This window comes from Luteibacter sp. 9135 (assembly GCF_000745005.1).
Lineage (GTDB): Bacteria > Pseudomonadota > Gammaproteobacteria > Xanthomonadales > Rhodanobacteraceae > Luteibacter.
In genome coordinates this window covers 516649-536036 of sequence record NZ_JQNB01000001.1, presented here as the reverse complement: position 1 = coordinate 536036, position 19388 = coordinate 516649, and the positions used below count along the sequence as shown (strand labels likewise).

The 19388-nt window shown below is 66.0% G+C and carries 21 protein-coding genes and 1 tRNA gene; 9 read left to right on the top strand and 13 right to left on the bottom strand.

The window, feature by feature from the left end:
* Nucleotides 1-154 precede the first annotated feature (154 nt).
* On the bottom strand, nucleotides 155-565 hold the full coding sequence (gene mscL / locus FA89_RS02415; RefSeq protein WP_036137856.1) for a large-conductance mechanosensitive channel protein MscL: 411 nt from the start codon (nucleotides 563-565) through the stop codon (nucleotides 155-157).
* A gap of 109 nt (nucleotides 566-674) precedes the next feature.
* Nucleotides 675-1361 (bottom strand): fumarylacetoacetate hydrolase family protein, encoded by a 687-nt coding sequence (locus tag FA89_RS02410; protein WP_036137853.1) that lies wholly within the window; start codon nucleotides 1359-1361, stop codon nucleotides 675-677.
* Between the two features lie 118 nt (nucleotides 1362-1479).
* Here FA89_RS02410 and FA89_RS02405 point away from each other — a divergent pair, with 118 nt between their 5' ends.
* The 4 genes from FA89_RS02405 to FA89_RS02390 are packed head-to-tail and all read left to right on the top strand — an operon-like array spanning nucleotide 1480 to nucleotide 5778.
* A complete protein-coding gene (locus tag FA89_RS02405) occupies nucleotides 1480-2559 on the top strand; it encodes an efflux RND transporter periplasmic adaptor subunit (RefSeq protein WP_081916313.1) in 1080 nt (359 codons plus the stop codon).
* A 19-nt stretch (nucleotides 2560-2578) separates the two neighbouring features.
* Nucleotides 2579-3265, top strand: coding sequence for an ABC transporter ATP-binding protein (locus FA89_RS02400; protein WP_036137851.1), 687 nt, complete (start codon nucleotides 2579-2581; stop codon nucleotides 3263-3265).
* A 14-nt stretch (nucleotides 3266-3279) separates the two neighbouring features.
* Nucleotides 3280-4446 carry an ABC transporter permease gene (locus tag FA89_RS02395; protein ID WP_036137848.1) on the top strand — a complete coding sequence of 389 codons (1167 nt, stop codon included), beginning with the start codon at nucleotides 3280-3282 and terminating at the stop codon, nucleotides 4444-4446.
* 9 nt (nucleotides 4447-4455) lie between these two features.
* Nucleotides 4456-5778: an ABC transporter permease gene (locus FA89_RS02390; RefSeq protein WP_036137845.1), complete on the top strand. Its 1323-nt coding sequence runs from the start codon at nucleotides 4456-4458 to the stop codon at nucleotides 5776-5778.
* A 2-nt stretch (nucleotides 5779-5780) separates the two neighbouring features.
* On the opposite strand, the gene FA89_RS19975 is transcribed toward FA89_RS02390, so the two are convergent.
* From FA89_RS19975 to FA89_RS02375, 4 genes are all read right to left on the bottom strand, one after another.
* The gene (locus tag FA89_RS19975) at nucleotides 5781-6032 is read right to left on the bottom strand and encodes a hypothetical protein (RefSeq protein WP_185754201.1); all 252 of its coding nucleotides are present in this window, start codon (nucleotides 6030-6032) and stop codon (nucleotides 5781-5783) included.
* A gap of 124 nt (nucleotides 6033-6156) precedes the next feature.
* A complete protein-coding gene (yedA, locus tag FA89_RS02385; RefSeq protein ID WP_036137842.1) occupies nucleotides 6157-7068 on the bottom strand; it encodes a drug/metabolite exporter YedA in 912 nt (303 codons plus the stop codon).
* Nucleotides 7069-7161: 93 nt separating this feature from the next.
* Entirely contained in the window at nucleotides 7162-8040 is an 879-nt protein-coding gene (locus tag FA89_RS02380; RefSeq protein ID WP_240003840.1) for a methylated-DNA--[protein]-cysteine S-methyltransferase, read from the bottom strand.
* Between the two features lie 76 nt (nucleotides 8041-8116).
* Nucleotides 8117-8404, bottom strand: coding sequence for a hypothetical protein (locus tag FA89_RS02375; protein WP_036137841.1), 288 nt, complete (start codon nucleotides 8402-8404; stop codon nucleotides 8117-8119).
* 80 nt (nucleotides 8405-8484) lie between these two features.
* Here FA89_RS02375 and FA89_RS02370 point away from each other — a divergent pair, with 80 nt between their 5' ends.
* On the top strand, nucleotides 8485-8850 hold the full coding sequence (locus tag FA89_RS02370; protein WP_036137839.1) for a Rieske (2Fe-2S) protein: 366 nt from the start codon (nucleotides 8485-8487) through the stop codon (nucleotides 8848-8850).
* Here FA89_RS02370 and FA89_RS02365 read toward each other — a convergent pair.
* From FA89_RS02365 to FA89_RS19060, 4 genes are all read right to left on the bottom strand, one after another.
* Nucleotides 8837-10654 (bottom strand): SLC13 family permease, encoded by a 1818-nt coding sequence (locus FA89_RS02365; RefSeq protein WP_036137836.1) that lies wholly within the window; start codon nucleotides 10652-10654, stop codon nucleotides 8837-8839. The genes FA89_RS02370 and FA89_RS02365 overlap by 14 nt on opposite strands.
* A 185-nt stretch (nucleotides 10655-10839) precedes the next feature.
* Nucleotides 10840-12573: a ubiquinone-dependent pyruvate dehydrogenase gene (poxB, locus tag FA89_RS02360; RefSeq protein ID WP_036137833.1), complete on the bottom strand. Its 1734-nt coding sequence runs from the start codon at nucleotides 12571-12573 to the stop codon at nucleotides 10840-10842.
* A 95-nt stretch (nucleotides 12574-12668) separates the two neighbouring features.
* Nucleotides 12669-13397 carry a tRNA (guanosine(46)-N7)-methyltransferase TrmB gene (gene trmB, locus FA89_RS02355; protein WP_036137831.1) on the bottom strand — a complete coding sequence of 243 codons (729 nt, stop codon included), beginning with the start codon at nucleotides 13395-13397 and terminating at the stop codon, nucleotides 12669-12671.
* Nucleotides 13398-13412: 15 nt separating this feature from the next.
* On the bottom strand, nucleotides 13413-13982 hold the full coding sequence (locus FA89_RS19060) for a hypothetical protein (RefSeq protein WP_051938471.1): 570 nt from the start codon (nucleotides 13980-13982) through the stop codon (nucleotides 13413-13415).
* A 134-nt stretch (nucleotides 13983-14116) separates the two neighbouring features.
* Here FA89_RS19060 and FA89_RS02345 point away from each other — a divergent pair.
* Nucleotides 14117-14190 (top strand) — tRNA-Gly (locus tag FA89_RS02345).
* A gap of 270 nt (nucleotides 14191-14460) precedes the next feature.
* Here FA89_RS02345 and FA89_RS02340 read toward each other — a convergent pair.
* Nucleotides 14461-14667 (bottom strand): hypothetical protein, encoded by a 207-nt coding sequence (locus FA89_RS02340; protein ID WP_036137826.1) that lies wholly within the window; start codon nucleotides 14665-14667, stop codon nucleotides 14461-14463.
* 41 nt (nucleotides 14668-14708) lie between these two features.
* On the opposite strand from FA89_RS02340, the gene FA89_RS02335 reads away from it, so the two are divergent.
* Both FA89_RS02335 and FA89_RS02330 read left to right on the top strand, forming a co-directional pair.
* The gene (locus FA89_RS02335) at nucleotides 14709-15218 is read left to right on the top strand and encodes a ferritin-like domain-containing protein (protein ID WP_036137823.1); all 510 of its coding nucleotides are present in this window, start codon (nucleotides 14709-14711) and stop codon (nucleotides 15216-15218) included.
* Nucleotides 15219-15288: 70 nt separating this feature from the next.
* The gene (locus FA89_RS02330) at nucleotides 15289-15801 is read left to right on the top strand and encodes a YciE/YciF ferroxidase family protein (protein WP_036137820.1); all 513 of its coding nucleotides are present in this window, start codon (nucleotides 15289-15291) and stop codon (nucleotides 15799-15801) included.
* Between the two features lie 294 nt (nucleotides 15802-16095).
* Here FA89_RS02330 and FA89_RS02325 read toward each other — a convergent pair whose 3' ends face one another.
* Nucleotides 16096-16983, bottom strand: a complete 888-nt coding sequence (locus FA89_RS02325) for a manganese catalase family protein (protein ID WP_036137818.1) — start codon at nucleotides 16981-16983, stop codon at nucleotides 16096-16098.
* A 163-nt stretch (nucleotides 16984-17146) separates the two neighbouring features.
* Complete coding sequence (locus FA89_RS02320) at nucleotides 17147-17338, bottom strand: response regulator (protein WP_036137815.1); 192 nt, start codon at nucleotides 17336-17338, stop codon at nucleotides 17147-17149.
* Nucleotides 17339-17764: 426 nt separating this feature from the next.
* On the opposite strand from FA89_RS02320, the gene FA89_RS02315 reads away from it, so the two are divergent.
* Nucleotides 17765-19252, top strand: a complete 1488-nt coding sequence (locus FA89_RS02315; protein ID WP_036137813.1) for a S41 family peptidase — start codon at nucleotides 17765-17767, stop codon at nucleotides 19250-19252.
* Nucleotides 19253-19388: the final 136 nt, after the last annotated feature.

Genomic DNA, 19388 nt, shown 5'->3' with positions numbered 1-19388 from the left:
CGAGTCCCCCGACTCATCTACTGCGGCGCAACGATCTCCCCAGATAAGGCCGCCGGGCTCCCACCTGGCGGCCTCTTTTTTTTTGTGCGTGGCACTGGGCTTGGATCGCGGACATCGTCCGCTCCTACCGCGCGCGCATAGGCTCGGTGGCGGGTTAGGCGCGCGGGGGTTGCTGCTTGAGCAGGTCGCGGATTTCCGTGAGCAGCACCACGTCGGCGGCGGGAGCGGCGGGTTTGGCTTCTTCGCGGCGGGTGAGGCGGTTGATGGCCTTGACCACGAGGAAGATGGCGAACGCGATGATGATGAACTGGATCAGCACGTTGATGAACACGCCGTACTGGATGGCCACTTCGGCGGTCTTGTTCGCGGCATCGGCGGGTTTGAGCACCCATTTCCAGTCGGAAAAATCGATGCCGCCGATCAGCCAGCCGATGGGCGGCATGATGATGTTGTCGACCAGCGACGTGACGATCTTGCTGAAGGCCGCGCCGATCACGACACCGACCGCCAGGTCGATCACGTTGCCGCGCAGGGCGAATTTCTTGAATTCCGCGACGATGCTCATGGGTGGTTCTCCTTGGGGGCGGGACGTCGAACGTAGGAAATTAACGGTCGGGATGTAAGGAGTTCGCGAAGTCACGCCCGGCGGCGTCGGACCCGCCGGTCTTGCGGACTCAGACCACCCGGCCTTCCAGCGTGGCGATGCCTTCGAGTGTGGCCCGGAAACGATCGCCTCGCACCAGCGCGGCCACACCGGCAGGGGTGCCGGTGTAGACGATGTCGCCTGCCTTGAGTTCGAACAGCCTCGACAGCGCGGCGAGGATCTCGGGCACGCCCAGCACCATGTCGCCCAGCATCGCCTGCTGGCGCAGCTCGCCGTTGATCTCCAGCGCGATGCGGGTGGTAGCGTCGGGCGAGGCCTGGTCGGCGGGCACCAGGGCGGAGACCGGCGCGGAGTGGTCGAATGCCTTGGCCACGTCCCACGGCGCACCCTTGGCCTTGGCCTGCGCCTGCAGGTCGCGGCGGGTCAGGTCCAGACCTATGCCGTAGCCCCAGACCGTGGCGGCGGCCTGTTCGGTCGTGAGGTTCGAGCCGCCCGAGCCCAGCGCCACGACCATTTCCACTTCGTGGTGCAGGTCGTTCGTGGCCGAGGGGTAGGGCACGTCGGCGCCATCGGTGACGAGGGCGTCCGCGGGCTTGGTGAAGAACATCGGGTTGGCGGCATCGACCGAGGCGCCCATCTCGCGCGCGTGGTCGGCGTAGTTGCGGCCGATGCAGAAAACGCGGCGGACCGGGAAACGTTCGGTGCGCCCCGTGACGGGGATGCTCGGCGAGGCCGGCGCTGGGATGACGGTAGGCATGGGCAAAGGGTATCAGGTGACAGATGTCACGGCGGATGGCTGATGGGCGGAAGTGGTGCGGCTGCCACCCGGGCCGGATGATCGTGTTGTCGATCCGCATTGCCAGGGGCCAGGGAACATGAAAGCGAACGCCGAGCTGCTGCGCCAGCTCAAGATCGACCGGTCGCAGAAGGAATCGCCGGGGAGCGAAAACGGCAAGCCGGCGCGTATCGTCGGGTGGTTGCTCGGCATCGTGCTGGTGCTGCTCGCCCTCGGTGCCGTGGCCTGGTTCGTCGTTGCCCGGCGGCCCGTCGAGGTCGATCCGGCGCCGCCCCCCGCCTCGACCGCGGCCGTGACGCCGTCCTCTGCGGCGGATGCCGGTGCCGTGTTACAGGCCACCGGCTATGTCACCGCGCGTCGCCAGGCGACGGTATCGGCACAGATCACCGGCACGTTGACCGAGGTGCTGATCGAGGAAGGCGACCGGGTGAAGAAAGGCCAGGTGCTGGCCCGGCTGGAGGACAACGCGCTGCGCGCCAGCCTCAAGGCCGGCCGTGCCACGGCCGCCGCGGCGCATGCCGGTGTCGCGCAGAGCCAGACGCAGCTCGACCAATCGCTGCGTGACGCGGATCGCCAGGAGGCGCTGGTCGCCCGCGGGCTGGTGTCGAAGCAGCAAGCCGAGCAAAGCCGCACCCAGGCCGCCACGTATCGCGCCCAGCTCGACACCTCACGCCGCCAGGCCGACGCGGCCGATGCGCAGGTGGGCGTGGGCCAGGTCAATCTCGACTACACCGTGGTGCGCGCGCCGTTCGATGGGGTGATCACCGACAAGGCGGCGCAGGTCGGCGAGATCGTCTCGCCCCTGTCGGCCGGTGGCGGCTTCACCCGTACCGGCGTCGGCACCATCGTCGACATGGATTCGCTGGAGATCGACGTCGATGTCAACGAAGCCTATATCGGCCGCGTGCGGGCGGACATGCCGGCCGAGGCCGTGCTGGATGCCTATCCGGACTGGAAGATCGGCGCCCATGTGATCGCCATCGTGCCCGCGGCCGATCGCGGCAAGGCGACAGTGAAGGTACGCGTCGCGCTGGAGACGAAAGACGCCCGCATCGTGCCGGACATGGGTGTGCGCGTCTCCTTCCTCGAACGTCGCGCGACACCCGTCGCTGCCACCGCTGCCATCAGTACCGCTCCCTCCACCGCTTCCTCGCCCTGACCGTCCGGAGAACCTTGCCATGACTACCCTGATCGACATCCAGGACCTTTCCAAGGTCTACGAACGCGGCCGGCAGAAGGTCGAGGTGCTGCACGGCGTGAACCTCACGATCGAGGAGGGCGATTTCCTCGCCCTGATGGGGCCGTCCGGCTCGGGCAAGACCACGTTGCTGAACCTGATTGGCGGGCTGGATACGCCGACCTCCGGCAGCCTGGCCGTGGCCGGGGAGCGGATCGACCGGCTGGGTGCCGGTGCGCTGGCCCGCTGGCGGGCGGCGCACGTCGGCTTCGTTTTCCAGTTCTACAACCTCATGCCCATGCTCACCGCGCAACGCAACGTCGAGCTGCCGCTGCTGCTCACCAAGCTGTCGGCGGCGCAGCGCCGCACGAATGCGTCGATCGCCTTGCAGCTGGTGGGCCTTTCCGATCGCGCGTCGCACAAGCCGTCGGAACTCTCGGGCGGCCAGCAGCAGCGCGTGGCCATCGCCCGCGCGATCGTCTCCGATCCCACGCTACTGGTATGCGACGAGCCGACGGGCGACCTGGACCGGCAATCCGCCGAGGACATCCTGGGGCTGCTGCGCGAGCTCAACCGCGAGCACGGCAAGACCATCGTGATGGTGACCCACGATCCGAAGGCCGCCGAGTACGCCAACCATACGCTGCATCTCGACAAGGGCAGCCTCGTCGATCACGCCGCTGCCTGACCGAGGAACGTCGCATGAAATACATGCACCTGATCTGGGCCGCGTTGTTCCGGCGCAAGACGCGCACCTTCTTTACGCTGGCGTCGATCCTTGCGGCCTTCCTGCTGTTCGGCATGCTGGATGCCACGCGCGCCGCTTTTTCCTCCGGCGACAGCGTGATCGGCGTGGACCGCCTGATTACCGCGTCGCGATATTCCATCATCCAGTCGTTGCCGGTAAGCCTCACCACGCGCATCCAGGCGATCCCGGGCGTCAAGGCCGTGGGTACGGCCAACTGGTTCGGCGGGATCTACCAGGACCCGAAGAACTTCGTGCTCAGCTTCGCGGTCAGCGACAACTACCTGGACATCTACCACGAGATCGACCTGCCGGCGGACCAGCGCAAGGTGTTCGAAGCCACGCGCACCGGCGCCATCGTGGGTGAGGCCCTGGCGAAGCGCTTCGGCTGGAAGATCGGCGACAAGGTGCCGCTGCAGTCGACCATCTTTCCACAGCGCAGCGGCGACAAGACCTGGCCCTTCGATATCGTCGGCATCTACAAGCCCGCCCCTGGTGCGGCCAACGGCACCGATCAGCAGTTCTTCTTCCACCACAAGTATTTCGAGGACGCTAACGCCTTCCGTAGCGTCGGTACGACCGTGGGCTGGTACGCCGTGCAGCTGACCTCGGCGGACAAGGCCGATAGCGTCGCCAAGGCCATCGACGCGCTGTCGGCCAACTCCGATCACGAGACCAAGACGCAGACCGAGCAGGCGTTCAATGCCTCGTTCGCCAAGCAGCTGGGCGATATTGGCCTGATCGTGTCGGCCATTATGGGCGCGGTGTTCTTCACCCTGATCCTGCTGACCGGAAACACCATGGCGCAGGCCGTACGCGAGCGCACCAGCGAACTGGCCGTACTCAAGACCATCGGGTTTTCCAGTCGCAGCGTGCTCGGCATGGTGCTGGCCGAGGGCATCCTGCTGCTGATGCTGGGTGGCGTGCTGGGCCTGGCCCTGGCGGGCATCGTGGTGCCCATCGTCGCCAAGGGCAGCGGCGGCATGCTCAACCTGCCGCCCATCGGTGCGCAGACGTGGCTCACGGGGCTGGCGCTCATGGTGGCGATCGGTGCGCTCGTCGGCGCCTTGCCCGCCCGCCGCGCCATACGCCTCAACATCGTCGACGCGCTCGCAGGGCGCTGAGGAACCGTTATGAATCGCATCAAGAAACTCGGCTTCGGCCTGCTGACACTGCTGTTGGTCGCCGCCTTCCTGGGCGTATGGATCGCGTTGCCCTGGCAGGGCATCGTGGCACTGGGCCTCGCCTTCACTGCGTGGATGGCGTTCAGCCGGCGTGGCCGGCAGACCTGGCAGGTGACCCGCGTGGGCCTGGCCACCGTGGTGCAGCGCCTGGGCTCGTCGTCCGTCGTCGTGGTCGGTATCGCGGGCGTGGTCGGTGTGCTGGTGGCCATGCTGGCGATGAGCGACGGCTTTGCCGAAACGCTGCGGGCCACGGGTAACGACCGCACCGCCATCGTGTTGCGCGGCGGTTCGCAGGCCGAACTCAACTCCATCCTCGATCGCGACAGCGCCAACGTGGTGATGCAGGCGCCGGGCGTGAAGAAAGACGCGAAGGGTCGGCCGATCGCGTCCGGTGAGCTGGTCGTGGTCGCCAACCTCACCCGCAAGGCCACGCCCGACACCGACGCCAATGTGCCGATTCGCGGCGTCGGTGCCGACGTGTGGGCATTGCGCGACCAGGTGAGGATCGTGGCGGGACGCACGTTCCAGCCGGGCCTGCGCGAACTGATCGTGGGCAAGGGGGCGCGCGCGCAATTCGCCGGGCTGGACATCGGCAAGAGCATCCGCCTCGCCGGGCAGGCCTGGACGGTAGTCGGCGAGTTCACCTCGGGCGACGCGCTGGAGTCCGAGCTGTGGAGCGACGCCGAAAGCGTCGCCTCCGCGTACCGTCGCGGCAGCAGCGTGCAGTCGGTCACGGTGATGCTGGCCTCGCCGCAGGCGTTCCCGGCCTTCCAGGCGGCGCTGGCGGCCGATCCGCGACTGAAGGTGGACGTCAGTACCACCCAGGCCTATTTCAGCAAACAGTCCGAAGGCCTGACCAAGGTGCTACGTGCCGTCGGCATCACGGTGGGCTTGATCATGGCGATTGGCGCCATCTTCGGTGCGCTCAACACCATGTTTGCCGCCGTGCAGGCGCGTGCACGCGAGATAGCGACGCTGCGAGCGATCGGTTTCCGTGGACTGCCGGTGGTGGTGTCGGTGATGCTGGAGACGATGTTGCTGGCGCTGCTGGGCGGCTTGGTCGGCGCCGGCGTCGTCTGGCTGGTCTTCAACGGGTATACCGCCTCGACGCTGGGTTCGAATTTCAGCCAGGTGGTGTTTCGTTTCCACGTGAGCGGCGCGCTGCTGTGGACGGGCATCAAGTGGGCGCTGGCCATCGGCTTCATCGGCGGCCTGTTTCCCGCGCTGCGCGCGGCGCGGGTGCCGGTGACCACGGCGCTGCGCGAGCTGTGAGTTCAGTCGGCCGGCGGGGCCTTGCCGGACTCGCAGGTATCGCGTTCGAGGCTCCATCGTCCGTCCTGCGCATCGCAGGCGTCGATGTCGGACAGCCGGGCGTCCAGGTCGGCATACATGGTGTCGGTATCGGGCCGGAAACGCTGGCAGGACGCGATGGCCGCCACGCCGATACCCATGACCGTGAGACCGCGCGCGACGCACAGGCGTCGTCGGTACGCTTTCCGGTTACGCGTTGCCAGGCTGCCTGTCATGCCGTTCTCCCGTGGGTGAAACAGGCAGCGTAGGCGGGCGGTCGCGCACCGCCCATCGAATAATTCTCAAAAATGCGGGCGCTGGCGCAGGCCGAGAACCGCGTCACATTCGCCGGGGCGAAACTCAGGCCTTGCGTGTCCGCATCAGCGTAATGATGCCGACGCCCACGAGAATGATGGCCATGCCGGCAAGGTCGAACGCACCGACATGCTCGCCGGCCAGGGCCACGCCGAAAAGCACCGCCACGGGGGGATTCACGTAAGCGTAGCTGGTGGCCAGCGCGGGGCGCACCGTCTTGAGCACGTAGAGGTACGCGCTGAAGGCGACGATCGAGCCGAACACGATGAGGTAAGCCAGCGCGATCGTCGCACCGACCTGCGGGTGGTCGGGCAGGTGCTCACCGTGCAGCAGCGCGAGGATCGCCAGCGAGACGCTGGCACAGAGCATCTGCGCCGCGGTGTTCATCGGGCCCGAGGGCATGTCCTGGCGCTTGGACCACACCGAGCCGAAGGCCCAGGCCATGGCCGCGCCGATCAGGGCGATGGCGCCCAGCGGCGAGGCGGAAAGCCCGTCACCCAGGTTGAGCACCACGACGCCGACGAAGCCGAGCAGCAAGCCGACCAGCTCGCCACGCGTGGGCCATTCGCGATAGAGGCCACCGAAGGCGGCCGCGAACAGCGGCATGCTGGCGACCGCGACGGCGGCGATGCCGGAGCTGACCGACTGCTCGGCAAAGCACACCAGGCCGTTGCCGCCGGCGAGCAGCAGCGTGCCCACGATGGCGGCATTGCGCCACTGGCGGGCGGTGGGCAACGCCACCCCACGGAGGCGCAGCACCGCGAACATCAGCACGCCGGCGACCGCGAAGCGGATCGACGCCAGCAGGAACGGCGGGTAGCTGACCAGCGCGTAGTGGATGCCCAGGTAAGTCGAGCCCCAGATCAGGTACATCGACAGCAGCGACAGCGGCACCAGCCAGCGCGGGCCGGCCAGGGGAAGGGTGGGAGCGTTGGCGTGGCACGCGGTGTCGGACATGGGGAACCCGGGGCAGGCACGCGCCGCATCGTGCGGCGCGGAGCGGGGAAGATATCGCCGTCGTGCATGGCGCGGTAGCGAAACGTTTGCAGGTCAGGCTTGAGCGGCGCTCACGGCACGCTCGATGGCCAGCAGTTGCCGCTTGATGTCCAGGCCCCAGCGCCAGCCGCCCAGGCTGCCGTCTTCACGGATGATCCGGTGGCAGGGCACCAGCAACGCCAGCTTGTTGCTGCCGCAGGCACGCCCGATGGCACGGGCCGCCTTGGGCACGCCCAGCTGTGCGGCAAGCTCGCCGTAGCTCAGCGTCTCGCCCTGCGGTATGCGCGTCAGGGCCTCCCAGACCCGCCACTGGAAAGCCGTGGCGGCGACATCCAGCGGTGGCATGGCCGGCGTGTCGCCATGGTCCCAGCCCAGGTCGCGGCTGACTCGGGCGATGACGGCATCGAGCCAGTCGTCGCGACCGGCGTCGACGCGCTCGCGCTCGGCCAGGGGGAACTCCGCCACCAGCCGTGCATGCAGTGCGTCGTCGTCGGCACCCAGCGTCACGGCGCAGATGCCGCGCGCCGTGGTGGCGACCAGCAAGCGACCCAGGGGCGTATCCGTGGTGGTGTAACGAATGGCCGCCCCGGCGCCCCCGGCGCGGTAACTGGCCGGAGTCATGCCCAGGCGTCGGTCGCTCTCTTCGTAAACGCGGCTACCGGAACCGAATCCGGCCTCATAAACGGCATCGGTGACGCAGGCCCCGTCGCGGAGCGCGCCACGCAGCTGGTCGAAGCGACGCGCGCGGGCATATTCCGCGGGGCTGACACCGAAGCGGCGGCGAAAGGCGCGCTGCAGGTGGGTCGGGCTGAGGCCCGCGAGGGTGGCCAGCGTGGCGAGATCGCTGGCGCCGCCACCATCATCGAGCGCGGCGCGGACCCGCTCCAGGGCATCGTCGGCGTTAGGGCGCATGGCGGGAACCTGGGTTTTCATCGTGGCCTCCGGCTAGGAGGGGCCAGCTTAGACGCGCGCCTGCGCCCGCCACTATCCGCTTCTTGCGCGGGTCGCCTTAATGATGAACCGGCTGGCGCTCGCGGATGACCACGAATTCGCCCTCCAAGACCTTCGGCTCGTGCGGTGCGCGTGCGGCCGAGGGCTGGGGCGCGGGGCGCCCGCCGCCACGGGCCAGCTTCCACTGGCGGACGGCCAGGAAGATCATGCCTCCGGCGAACATCACGCCGATGACGACCACGCCGAACACCAGCAGCACCCCGAGGACGGCCAGGCCGGCCACGACGGACAGGACGCGGGCCAGTGGGTTGCGGGAGCGACGAAGGGGCGGGAAGACGAAGCGCATTGGTTAAAAATCCGTATGGCACAATGACATGCGTGGTTGCCGCTTTACCTTGGGGCAACCCACCCTCATAGACAAGTGCCATGACTCCCGACCTCTCCGCCGTACCCCTCTGCCTGCTGGCCGACATCCCCGATGGTGGCGCCGTCGAAGCCGAAGCCCTCGTGCAGGGCGAGGTGGAGTCGTTGCTGGTCTACCGTCACGGCGACGAGGCCCGCGCCTACCTCAACGTATGTCCCCATGCGGGCCGCCGTCTGGATTACGCGCCCGGGCGGTTCCTGGTCCGCAACGGCACGATCATCTGCGCAGCGCACGGCGCCACGTTCGCGGCCGATAGTGGCGATTGCACGCAAGGCCCTTGCCGCGGCGACCGTCTGCGCGCCGTGCCTGTCGCCGTGGTCGGGGGTGTGGTGCGCCTCGCGGCTGAGAAACCTCTCAGCGGTACATGAGGTTGATCACCACCAGGGTGATGACCAGCACCAGCACCGTGAGCGGCAGGCCGACCCGCAGGAAGTCCTTCGCACGGTAGCCGCCGGGGCCCGCGATCATCATCAGGGCGGGGTGGCCCGACGGCAGCAGGAAGGTATTGGACGACGACACCGCGACGATCAAGGCGTAGGCCGACGGGTTGCCGCCGGTGCTGACCGCCACGCTGATCGCCAGCGGCACCATCATCACGGTGGCGCCGACGTTGGACATCACCTGCGAGAACATCAGGGTGAGCACGGCGATGCACAACTGCAGCGTCCATTGCGGCGCGCCGCCGAGGATCGCCAGCACTTCCTGCGCCAACCACGACGCGGTGCCGGTGGAATCCATCGACCAGCCCAGGGGGATCAGGCAGGCGGTGACGAAGATGGTCTTCCAGTTGATGGCCTTGTACGCCTCGTCCATGTTGAGCACGCCCGTGAGCAGCATGCCCACGGCGCCGGTCATCATGGCCACCGACAGGTCGAGGTGGGTGAACAGCGCCAGGCACTTGGCCAGCACGAAGAAGCCTACCGCCTGCCAGATCTTGCCGGGGCGCTGTTCTTCCTTGGGAATGTCGGTGACCACCACGAAGTCGCGGTCTTCCTCGGCGAGCAGCAGGTCGCGCCACTTGCTGTGCAGCACCAGGGTATCGCCAGCGCGCAGGCTGACCGCGCGCACATCTTCGCGGAACACCTCGTCGCCGCGGTTGACCGCCAGCACGGAGATACCGAAGCGCTTGCGCAGGCGCAGCTCGCCCACGGTCTGCTTGATGAAGCGCGAGCTGGGCGGCACCACCGCCTCGGAAATACCGGCACGCGTGGTGTTGAACTGTTCGCCGAGCTGGCGCATGCGCATGGACACGCGGCATAGCTGGTTGTTGGCGAACGCCTGGATGGCATCCTTCGGCGCCAGCACGCCCAGCACCGTGCCCACCCAGATCATCTGGTCGGAAGGCGGCGCCACGCGGCTCTCGTTGCCGTTCTTGATGGCCAGGATCAGCGGCGCGCCGTGCAGTTGCTCCACCTCGCCGATGCTCATGCCCACCAGCGGGCTTTCCGCCGTGACGGTGAGCTCCGCCGTTTCGCCCGCGATGCCGTAGGTGTCGGCAAAGTAGCTTTCCGTGCGGCCGGGGGTGACCTTCAGGCGCTCGTCCTCGCGCTCGGGCAGCAGCTTGCGGGTGAAGAAGTAGAAGAACAGCACACCTGTCACGGCCAGCACGAGGCCCACCGGGCTGACACTGAACAGGCCGAAGCGGGGGATGGTGTGCGCCCCGGGCGGCAGGTTGCTGTTGGCGCTGGCGATCAGGTCGTTCAGCACGATCAGCGGCGAGTTGGCGATCAGCGTGGTGTTGGTGGCCGTCAGGATGCAGAAGGCCATGGGCAGCAGCAGGCGCGACATCGGCACGCCGGTGCGGGCGGAGAGTCGGCTGGTCACGGGGATCATCAGCGCGGCCAGGGCCTGGCTGGGGATGACCGCACTGAACAGGCTGGTGACCGAGTTGACCACCACGCCCAGGCGCGATTCCACGCCGCGCGCCATGCGCATCACGAAGGCGGCCGTCAGGTTGAGTACCCCGGCGCGGTCCAGGCCGGCGCCCATGATCATGATGGCGATGATGGCGATGACCGCGTTACCGGCAAAGCCGTTGAATACCTGGTCGCCGGGAATCAGGCCGGTCAGGCCGATGGTGACGACGACCAGCAAGGCGACGAGGTCGGCCCGGATCCACTCCAGAACGAGCATGAGCATGGTGAAGCCCACCAAGCCCAGCACGAGGATCATTTCAGGCGTGAGGGTCAGTGCCACGAGCCGGGGGCCCGGGTCCGGTCGTTGGAGGCGTGCGGCGGCATGGTCTCGCCAGGCGGCTATCGATGTCGCAGGAGTATACGCGTAGGGGGTGGCTCCCGGCTGAAGAAAAAACGATCACCCGCGAGCCGCCGGGGCGGCCCGCGGGTCATCGTGCATCGTCAGCGGCTGAGGTTGCTCACCGCCAGGTCCACGATGGAATCGCCACGGCCGCTCATCACCGCCTTCAGCGCATAGAGGCTGAAGCCCTTGGCCTGCTCGGCGGTGATTTTCGGCGGCATCGACAGTTCCAGCCGATTGCTGACCACGTCCAGCAGCGCCGGGCCGTCGTGCGACAGCACCTCGGCGATGGCCGAGGGCAGGTCGCTGGCACGGGCCACGCGACGACCGTGGATGCCCATGGCGTTGGCCATGGCGGCGAAGTCGGGGTTTTTCAGCTCCACGCCGGTTTCCAGCAGGCCCGCAGCCTTCATCTCCATCTCGACGAAGCCCAGCGTGCCGTTGTTGAGCACGATGACCTTCACCGGCAGGCCTTCCTGGGCCAGCGTGATGAAGTCGCCCATCAGCATGGTGAAGCCGCCATCACCGGAGAGCGAGATCACCTGGCGTTCGGGATGAGACGCCTGGGCGCCGATCGCCTGCGGCATGGCGTTGGCCATCGACCCGTGCACCCACGAGCCGAGCAGGCGGCGCTTGCCGTTCATGGCCAGGTAGCGTGCGGCCCACACCGTGGGTGTGCCGACGTCGCAGGTGAAGATGGCATCGTCTTCGGCCAGCTCGCTGACCAGCCGGGTCACCTGCTGGGGATGGATGAGGTCGTGGCCGGGTTCGATACGGGCCAGTTCGTCCAGGCCCTCGCGGGCCCGCGCGTAGTGCGCCAGGCAGCGGTCGAGGTGGCCGCGCACGCGCCGGGGCTCGATCCGTGGCAGCAGGGCGCGGATGGTCTCACCCACGTCGCCCACCACGCCCAGGTCCAGGCGGCAACGTCGTCCGAGGTTCTCGGGGCGGATGTCCACCTGCGCGATCGTCGCATCTTCCGGATAGAACTGGCGGTAAGGAAAATCCGTGCCCAGCATCAGCAGGGTGTCGCAGTCTTCCATCGCGTGGAAACCGGAGCTGAAGCCGATCAGGCCGGTCATGCCCACGTCGAAGGGGTTGTCGTACTCCACGAACTCCTTGCCGCCCAGCGCGTGCACGATGGGCGACTTCAGCGCATCGGCCAGGGCGATCAGGTCGTCGTGCGCGCCGGCCGTGCCGCGGCCGCAGAGCAGCGTAATGCGCTTGCCCGCGTTGAGAAGGTCGGCCAGGGCATCCAGTTCGCGTGCCGCCGGCACAACCTTCGGTGCGGGTGGCAGCAGGCCGGCCACCGGTGTCACGGTCTTGACCGGCGACTTGCGCATGGCCACGTCGCCCGGGATCACCACCACGGCCACGCCACGCTGGCCGACGGCGGCACGGATGGCGGACTCCAGCACGCGTGGCATCTGCGATTCGTCGGAGACCATCTCGCAGTACACGCTGCACTCCCGGAACAGCTCCGTGGGGTGGGTCTCCTGGAAGTAGCCGCTGCCGATCTCGGCGCTGGGAATGTGCGCGGCGATGGCCAGCACCGGCGTACGCGAGCGGTGGCAGTCGAACAGCCCGTTGATCAGGTGAAGGTTGCCCGGCCCGCAGCTGCCGGCACAGACGGCCAGCTGACCGGTGAGTTGCGCTTCGCCGCCGGCGGCGAACGCGCCGGCTTCTTCGTTGCGGACGTGGACCCAGTCGATCCGCTGGCGCTCGCGCAGCGAATCGGTGATCGCGTTGAGGCTGTCGCCTACAACGCCATAGATCCGGCGTACGCCGGCTTCTTCCAGGGTGGCCGCGATGAGGTCGGCAAGGTTGGCGATGGACATGGGGCACTCCGTGAACGCGAAGCCCTACGTTATGCGCCCTTGACGGTCAACGCACCGTCGTCGGGCGCGCCGCCGCTTCTCGTGGTTTCATGCGATCAGCCGTGCCACTCGTAAAGGTAATCCCACACGCCGTGACCCAGGCGCGTGCCGCGGCGCTCGAAGTGGGTCTCGATGCGCCAGGCGGGCCGCTCGGCGGATTGGCCCGGGCCGACGCGATTACGCCAGCCTTCCGCGGCTTCCATCGTCTCGCGCATGTGCTCGGCGTAGGCCTCCCAGTCGGTGGCCAGATGCAGCAGGCCGCCGGGTGCCATGCGCGAGGCCAGCAGCTGCACGAACGCCGGCTGAACCAGGCGACGCTTGTTGTGGCGCTTCTTGTGCCAGGGGTCGGGGAACCAGATCCGCACTTCCGACAGGCTGCCCGGCGGGATCTCGTGCTCCAGCACCTCGACGGCGTCGTGCTTGTAAAGGCGCACGTTGGTCGCGTCGCGCGCGGCCAGTACGTTCATCAGGCGGCCGACGCCCGGGCCATGCACTTCCACGCCGATGTAATCGCGCGCGGGGTCGTGCTCGCTGGCCCAGGCCAGCGCCTCGCCGTTGCCGAACCCGATCTCCAGCACGCGCTGCGCATCGCGCCCGAAGACGTCGCCAGGATCGCGCACGCTGCCGTGGTAGTCGAGGCCGAAGCGGGCCCAGTGGTCGTCGAAGGCGCGCTGCTGCGCGGGCGTCATCCGGCCTTCGCGCAGCACGAAGCTGCGGATACGGCGGTAAAAGGGGGCGTCGCCGGCGTCGTCGTCACGGCTGTCGTCGTCGGGGGTGGTCTGCATGCGCCTAGTGTAACGTCAGCGCCCGTTGTTCCACCCACCACCGCGCATGGGAATACCCGTACCCGGCTGGTTCCCGCTACCCATGCCCGTACCGGGCTGCGGCGCCCGGCTGTTGGTCGTGCCGGTGCCCGGCTGCACGGGGCGCACGTCGTCGTGACCGCTACTCCAGCCCGGGTTGGCGTTGTTCCAGCCGTTGCCGTTGCCGTGGTCGGGCCGGCCGTGGTTCCGGTCGCGATCGCGATCGTGGCGATCGTGGCGGTCGGCGTGGTCATAGCCGTTTCCGTAGCCGCCGCCATAGCTATCGCTGTAGTAACCACCGTAGCCGTCGTTGTACGGGGCGTCACGGTCGCGGTCGTAGCCGTCGTCGACCATCGTGGCCCGGTCGCCGGCATAAAGGTGTGGGGGCTGAGGGAGGGTAGCGGTGCTCACGGTTTCCCGTCGCACCGGGACGGCGGGGCCGGAGATGTAGCTGACCCCCGGCTTGGGCATGTCGGCGGTGGACACCGTGCGCGACTGCGCGGACACGACCCCGGCGGCACAAAGCGCGAGCGCCGAGAAAGCGGAAAGCGATAGTGCGCGATGCATGAGCCGACCCTCGTCAGATTCCCCGGCACGATTATGCGCCGGACCTTGGGCCGCTGGGTGAGGGCGCCCGGGGGTGTTCAGGTGGACGCCACCTTTCGCGGGTGGGGGGTCTCGTATTACCATCGGTGCCCGATGCGGGTGTAGCTCAATGGTAGAGCTGTAGCTTCCCAAGCTACTGACGAGGGTTCGATTCCCTTCACCCGCTCCAGCTTCCCTTATAGCCCATGCGGCACAACGGTTGTGGGCAATCAGTAGTACCTGGAAGCGGCCTTTAACAAGGTATCGTTTTAGATATCGCCCTCGTGCCAAGGCCCCTTCTCCTGCATCGACCCGCTGGACGCTACCTCCGCTTCCGTGCGCCTGCTGCACTGGGCGGGCTTACGCCCGCCTCCGACGCAAAACAGCTACAGTAATTCCGGACTCAAACCGGACCGCTACTGAAGGCGGGGGGACGTCGTGAGAAGAATGCTTACGGTATTCACCCCTGGACCGACGCCTGAAGCGCCAGAGCAAGCCCTGCGTCCCCTGAGATGATGTCTCTCCAGGCCAAAGCAATACCTTTGCGCTTGCCCTTTTCAATGAGCTTGAGGCCGTCGGGATCGATGGTCAGCGTGTACTCCGCCCCGCCAATAGTGCCGGAGCTTTTGTCGAGACGGGCTTCACTGAATTTGCGTTCTCCATGCATGCGAGGGCAGGCATCCTGACCTTCCATCACCGGAGGAACGTATGGCAGAACTCAAAGAAAACCTCATCGACTGGTTGCGCGATGCGTATGCGATGGAGCAGCAGGCGGAGCAGATGCTCAAGGCCCAAGCCGCACGCATCGAGCACTATCCTAAGGTCAAAGCGCGTATTGAGCAGCACCTTCAGGAGACCCTTGGTCAGCAAGAGCTTTTGCTGGGCTGCATCGAACGCCACGGGGGCAAGCCGTCGGCCATGAAGGACATCATGGGTCGTGTGGCAGCGTTTGGCCAAGCCGCTGGCGGCGCACTCAATTCGGATGAGATCGTCAAGGGCGCGATTGCCGGGTATGTCTTTGAAAATCTGGAAATCGCAACGTACACAGCGCTGATTGCAGCAGCTAAGACGGTGGGCGATGCGGAAACGGTGAGGCTCTGTGAACAAATCCTGCCGCAGGAAGAGGCGATGGCAAGTTGGTTGTTGGAAAACCTGCCGGAGCTGACGGAGGAGTTTCTCGTCCGCGACGCAACGCCTGACGTTGAGGCGAAGCGGTGATTGAACGGGCTGGCGGCTTACGGCTGCGGACCGTGTGACAACTGTCAAACAAAAAAACAGGAGGAAACACATGGCCATCAAGACCATCGAAGACCTTTTCATCCACGAGCTGTCTGACATCTATAGCGCCGAGAAGCAGCTCACCAAGGCGCTTCCCCGCCTTGCCAGGGCAGCGTCCAATCCTGACCTAAAGGCCGCGTTTGAGTCGCACCTCGAGGAGACCCATGGGCAGGTCGAGCGCATCGACCAAATCGTTGAACTGCTCGACATCAAGCTCAAGCGCATCAAGTGTGCCGCCATGGAAGGGCTGGTCGAGGAAGGCAAGGAGGTTATTGACGAAGTTGAAGAGGGTCCGCTTCGCGATGCCGCCCTTATTGGCGGCGCACAGAAAGTCGAGCATTACGAGATTGCCTCTTACGGGACCATTTCCGCCATTGCCAAACAACTCGGCTACGCGGATGCCATCCCGCTTCTACAGGCGACGTTGAAGGAGGAGAAGGCAGCCGACGAGAAGCTGACGCTCCTTGCCGAATCCGCTGGCAATCAGAAAGCTGCTCAAAAGAGCAAGACGACCGCAGCCTGACTTCATGGGCAAGGCGAGGGCTGCAGCGTGATGCAGCCCTTTTGCTTCTTGCCTGCATGAGCCAGACGGTGATCCAGGCGGGTTTACTGGTCACGATAAAAGAAGGGCCCCTTATAAACAGGGGCCCTTCATCGTTTACCCGATGACAGCCATGACCCCGCTAGATCCAGACTGCCCTGGATACCGACAACACGGCAACAACCATCGTTATCCCAGTCATCAGTCCCAGTACAAGCGTATGCGCTTGGCGGGTGTGCAGCCTTCGCAACGGTAAACACAACCGGCCCCCGCTGGTCATTTCTTGGGTTCCTGCTGCAGAACGCCAAGGTCAGCACCGGTCACAGGGTCACGCGAGGGGTCGGACGCACCCCGGGTCGCAAACAACCCTACAACCGCTTCTTCTTCGCCGGTCAGCTGCACGAACGCTTGTCCATCGCCGCCGTCCACCGGAATGTTGTCGGCGGTGGGGGTAAACACCTCCCACTGCTCGCCCCGATTCCATGGGCCTGCTGTGTCGCCTTCACCGGTCGACGTGTTGACGTATATGTTCGTAAAGCGCGGGTCACCCGGAAGCTTGCCCGGCGGGAAGCTCTTGTCCATCGAGTACAGCGCCTTCTCGAAACTCTTCTGATGGGCAATCTCGCGGGTCATCAAGAAAGTCAGGGCGTCCTTGACGCCAACGTCCTCGGTCACGTTGATAAGGCGTTCGTAGACAATCTTTGCGCGAGCTTCGGCCGCGATATTCGAACGCAGGTCAGCGGTAGGCTCACCGATGGAATCGACGTAGGCGCCCGAGAACGGCACGCCGGCTGAATTGACGAGCGCGGGGCCTCCGCCGAAGAGCACCTGGGTCACGTGACTGTCGTTGCCTGCGCCCTGAAGCGAGCGGAACAGGTCGGCTTCCGAATCGACTGCTTCGGCAAGCTTGCCCTTGGCGCCCCGGTTGAGCATGGCGACAAGGGACCCGATGACTTCGAGGTGGCTGAGTTCTTCCGTGGCGATATCGAGAAGCATGTCCTTCCGGCCCATGTCTTCTTCCGCCAGCGCCTGGGTGAAATAACGCATGGCGGCAGCAAGCTCGCCCTGGGGACCGCCGAACTGTTCAAGGAGCAAGTTGGCCAGGGCTGGATTGGATTCGGAGACGCGTACGGTGTACTGCAGTCGCTTGTTGTGGCTGAACATCGGCTGGCACCTCGTGCTGGCTGGTAGAGGCACAAGGATTAATGATGGCGCGTCGAAGACTGGACGTCGTGGTGTGAGCGAAGCATGGACATCCATGAAGATGCACCCCGGAACTGGACGCGCTCCGCGACGCCGCTGTCGCCACCCAGGGACTGGTGGACTGTCAGGGAAAACCGCTCACCGAACTCGCGTGGCACGCGGCGACCTCAACAGTTAGGGTGCATTCGAGCAGCGCGGACATATCGGAAAGGGTTGAAGCTGCGACGGCCTCAAATCCCCTTACCCGCAGGACCTCGGCGGTCATCTCTGCGAGCTCGCGATGCGGGTCGACGACAAGGACGGTGGGCGCGCTCATGCGCCATTGTTCAATCGACACACGGCGGCAGGAAAGCATGCGCTTGCACAATTATGGTGCGTTAGGTCTCATGTCCGCAGGAGAACGAGGTGTGCATGCAAGTTGAGGTCAGTCACACGGGAGACCGTCTTCGCATGAGCAGACGATGCCAGCAGTCGGCCCAGGAACCCGGCGGCTCGCTGCAGTACAAGTACCTGAACACGCACTACCGAAACGCCGAAGTACAGCGAGGGCGATTGGATGTGCGGGACATTTCTGAAGGATTGCGCGTCAGTCGTTCGGGCATGCCTTCCGCGCTGCTCCGAGCGGCAAAGTCGTGACTTCCTGCACTTCGCGGTTCGACCCGCGCCACCTAATGTTCGGCTTATCGTGAACAGGCGTTCTCGCCGGAACCTGTCGCCGCCGGATACCCTTTCAGGATCGCTCATGCCCAAGATGTACCAAGCGGCTGTCATGCTCTGCAGCCTCGTCGCGATGAACAGCGCACGTGCGGCACCGTCCGACGGCCAGCTGCTTCGAACCCAGGTGCAGCAGGCATACCCGTCGCTTCGATTTGTCGAACGCTACCGGCATGATTTCCCCTTGGAAACCCAGGGGCAGGCCTTCTGGGCAACCGATGCTCCGTTGGCGTCCGTGGATACGGCGGAACAACTCACTAGCGCGTTGGTTGCCCTTGAAGACCAACACGTCGCGCTGGCGGGGAAGAACGCCGGCAAGTCCGAGACGCTGGGCGTGCTGTTTCGCACAGCCAGCGACGGCAGCATGGTCGTCTGGCGGGTCTTTGGCACCGACGGCGCGGAGGCCACGGTGACCGAGGGCGATCGCGTCACGGCCATCAATGGCCAGGACGCCGGTGCGTGGCTGACTCATGCGGCGACCCTGACATTCGGTGGTCACCGTCGAGGCCGCTACGCGGAAGCGGCGACGGAACTGGGTATGGCGACACCGGTCGTCCACCGGGTGGCTGGCCTTGGAAAGCAGGTCACTCTGCAGCTGCAGGACGCCAAGGGTGGCGTCAAGACAGTCGATCTGCCGTACAAGGCGGTAGATGCGACGCTGGCGAAGGCCATGACCCGTGCGATCGACCGTAGCGACCTTCCCCGACAGTTCACCCTTCAGGGCCTCCGCATCGGCACGCTGCGCGTCGGCGCCTTTGCTCCTCAGTACGACGATGCGTTCGTGGCTGCCTCCGATGCGGCCAGCAAGCGTCCAGGGGCCACCGAGACCACGGCGATGCTCGCCGGCTATTGCGCGGTGATGCACACCTTTATCGGTGATGCCGAACTCGCTGCCAAGGGCGCCGACATTCTCGTGCTGGATTTGCGCGGCAACCTCGGTGGTTTCGATAGGGAGGCTCGGCTGATGGCGGATGCGCTCGGGTCACGTCCCCCGGTTACCGCACTCGATGTCTTCCACGGTTCCAGGGCGGGAATCGTGATGTTGAAGAAGGAACAGCCGGACCCGAGCTGCGGGCGCGTCGCTACCAAAGCACGGCGCGTCGTGTTGGTCGATGCAGGCACACGGTCGGCTGGTGAATTTCTCGCCAGTTGGCTTTGGGCGTCCGGAGCCACCGTCGTCGGCGAGAGCACCGTGGGCGCAGGTGGCGGATACGAGTTCGGTGGTGCATCCGCCGATTCATTGCCCGGATCGGGGTATGCCGTGCGGTTGTCAGGCAACCTGACGGTCTTCGACCCCTCCGGATCACTTGCCGAGGGCAGTCACCCGGAAGAGGCATTGGTAAACACGTTGGCGCAGGATGGATTCGCACCCAGCCGAACGCGACCCTATACGTTTCAGTCCATCGGGGTGCGCCCTGATGTTGCGATCCCGACCACCTTCGCCGATTTGCAGGATGGAGGGCAGGCAAGTCTGGTCAAGGCGATTTTGCTGGGACGAAATACCCCTAAGCCCTAAGTGTGGGTGCGTCGTTATCCAACAAAATGCGCTCTGCCAGTTCGCCATGTCCTGGCTTCGCCAGCGGATCCGACCGACCTGTCGAGGTTTGGTCCGCGGTATCGCTATGTCCGGGTTTCGTGATGAACTACGGGCC

What these genes read in the sequence shown, in the direction of transcription:
- mscL (WP_036137856.1), bottom strand. Translation starts at nt 565, where the DNA reads ATGAGCATCGTCGCGGAATTCAAGAAATTCGCCCTGCGCGGCAACGTG.
- FA89_RS02410 (WP_036137853.1), bottom strand. Translation starts at nt 1,361, where the DNA reads ATGCCTACCGTCATCCCAGCGCCGGCCTCGCCGAGCATCCCCGTCACG.
- FA89_RS02405 (WP_081916313.1), top strand. Translation starts at nt 1,480, where the DNA reads ATGAAAGCGAACGCCGAGCTGCTGCGCCAGCTCAAGATCGACCGGTCG.
- FA89_RS02400 (WP_036137851.1), top strand. Translation starts at nt 2,579, where the DNA reads ATGACTACCCTGATCGACATCCAGGACCTTTCCAAGGTCTACGAACGC.
- FA89_RS02395 (WP_036137848.1), top strand. Translation starts at nt 3,280, where the DNA reads ATGAAATACATGCACCTGATCTGGGCCGCGTTGTTCCGGCGCAAGACG.
- FA89_RS02390 (WP_036137845.1), top strand. Translation starts at nt 4,456, where the DNA reads ATGAATCGCATCAAGAAACTCGGCTTCGGCCTGCTGACACTGCTGTTG.
- FA89_RS19975 (WP_185754201.1), bottom strand. Translation starts at nt 6,032, where the DNA reads ATGACAGGCAGCCTGGCAACGCGTAACCGGAAAGCGTACCGACGACGC.
- yedA (WP_036137842.1), bottom strand. Translation starts at nt 7,068, where the DNA reads ATGTCCGACACCGCGTGCCACGCCAACGCTCCCACCCTTCCCCTGGCC.
- FA89_RS02380 (WP_240003840.1), bottom strand. Translation starts at nt 8,040, where the DNA reads ATGAAAACCCAGGTTCCCGCCATGCGCCCTAACGCCGACGATGCCCTG.
- FA89_RS02375 (WP_036137841.1), bottom strand. Translation starts at nt 8,404, where the DNA reads ATGCGCTTCGTCTTCCCGCCCCTTCGTCGCTCCCGCAACCCACTGGCC.
- FA89_RS02370 (WP_036137839.1), top strand. Translation starts at nt 8,485, where the DNA reads ATGACTCCCGACCTCTCCGCCGTACCCCTCTGCCTGCTGGCCGACATC.
- FA89_RS02365 (WP_036137836.1), bottom strand. Translation starts at nt 10,654, where the DNA reads ATGATCCTCGTGCTGGGCTTGGTGGGCTTCACCATGCTCATGCTCGTT.
- poxB (WP_036137833.1), bottom strand. Translation starts at nt 12,573, where the DNA reads ATGTCCATCGCCAACCTTGCCGACCTCATCGCGGCCACCCTGGAAGAA.
- trmB (WP_036137831.1), bottom strand. Translation starts at nt 13,397, where the DNA reads ATGCAGACCACCCCCGACGACGACAGCCGTGACGACGACGCCGGCGAC.
- FA89_RS19060 (WP_051938471.1), bottom strand. Translation starts at nt 13,982, where the DNA reads ATGCATCGCGCACTATCGCTTTCCGCTTTCTCGGCGCTCGCGCTTTGT.
- FA89_RS02340 (WP_036137826.1), bottom strand. Translation starts at nt 14,667, where the DNA reads ATGCATGGAGAACGCAAATTCAGTGAAGCCCGTCTCGACAAAAGCTCC.
- FA89_RS02335 (WP_036137823.1), top strand. Translation starts at nt 14,709, where the DNA reads ATGGCAGAACTCAAAGAAAACCTCATCGACTGGTTGCGCGATGCGTAT.
- FA89_RS02330 (WP_036137820.1), top strand. Translation starts at nt 15,289, where the DNA reads ATGGCCATCAAGACCATCGAAGACCTTTTCATCCACGAGCTGTCTGAC.
- FA89_RS02325 (WP_036137818.1), bottom strand. Translation starts at nt 16,983, where the DNA reads ATGTTCAGCCACAACAAGCGACTGCAGTACACCGTACGCGTCTCCGAA.
- FA89_RS02320 (WP_036137815.1), bottom strand. Translation starts at nt 17,338, where the DNA reads ATGAGCGCGCCCACCGTCCTTGTCGTCGACCCGCATCGCGAGCTCGCA.
- FA89_RS02315 (WP_036137813.1), top strand. Translation starts at nt 17,765, where the DNA reads ATGCCCAAGATGTACCAAGCGGCTGTCATGCTCTGCAGCCTCGTCGCG.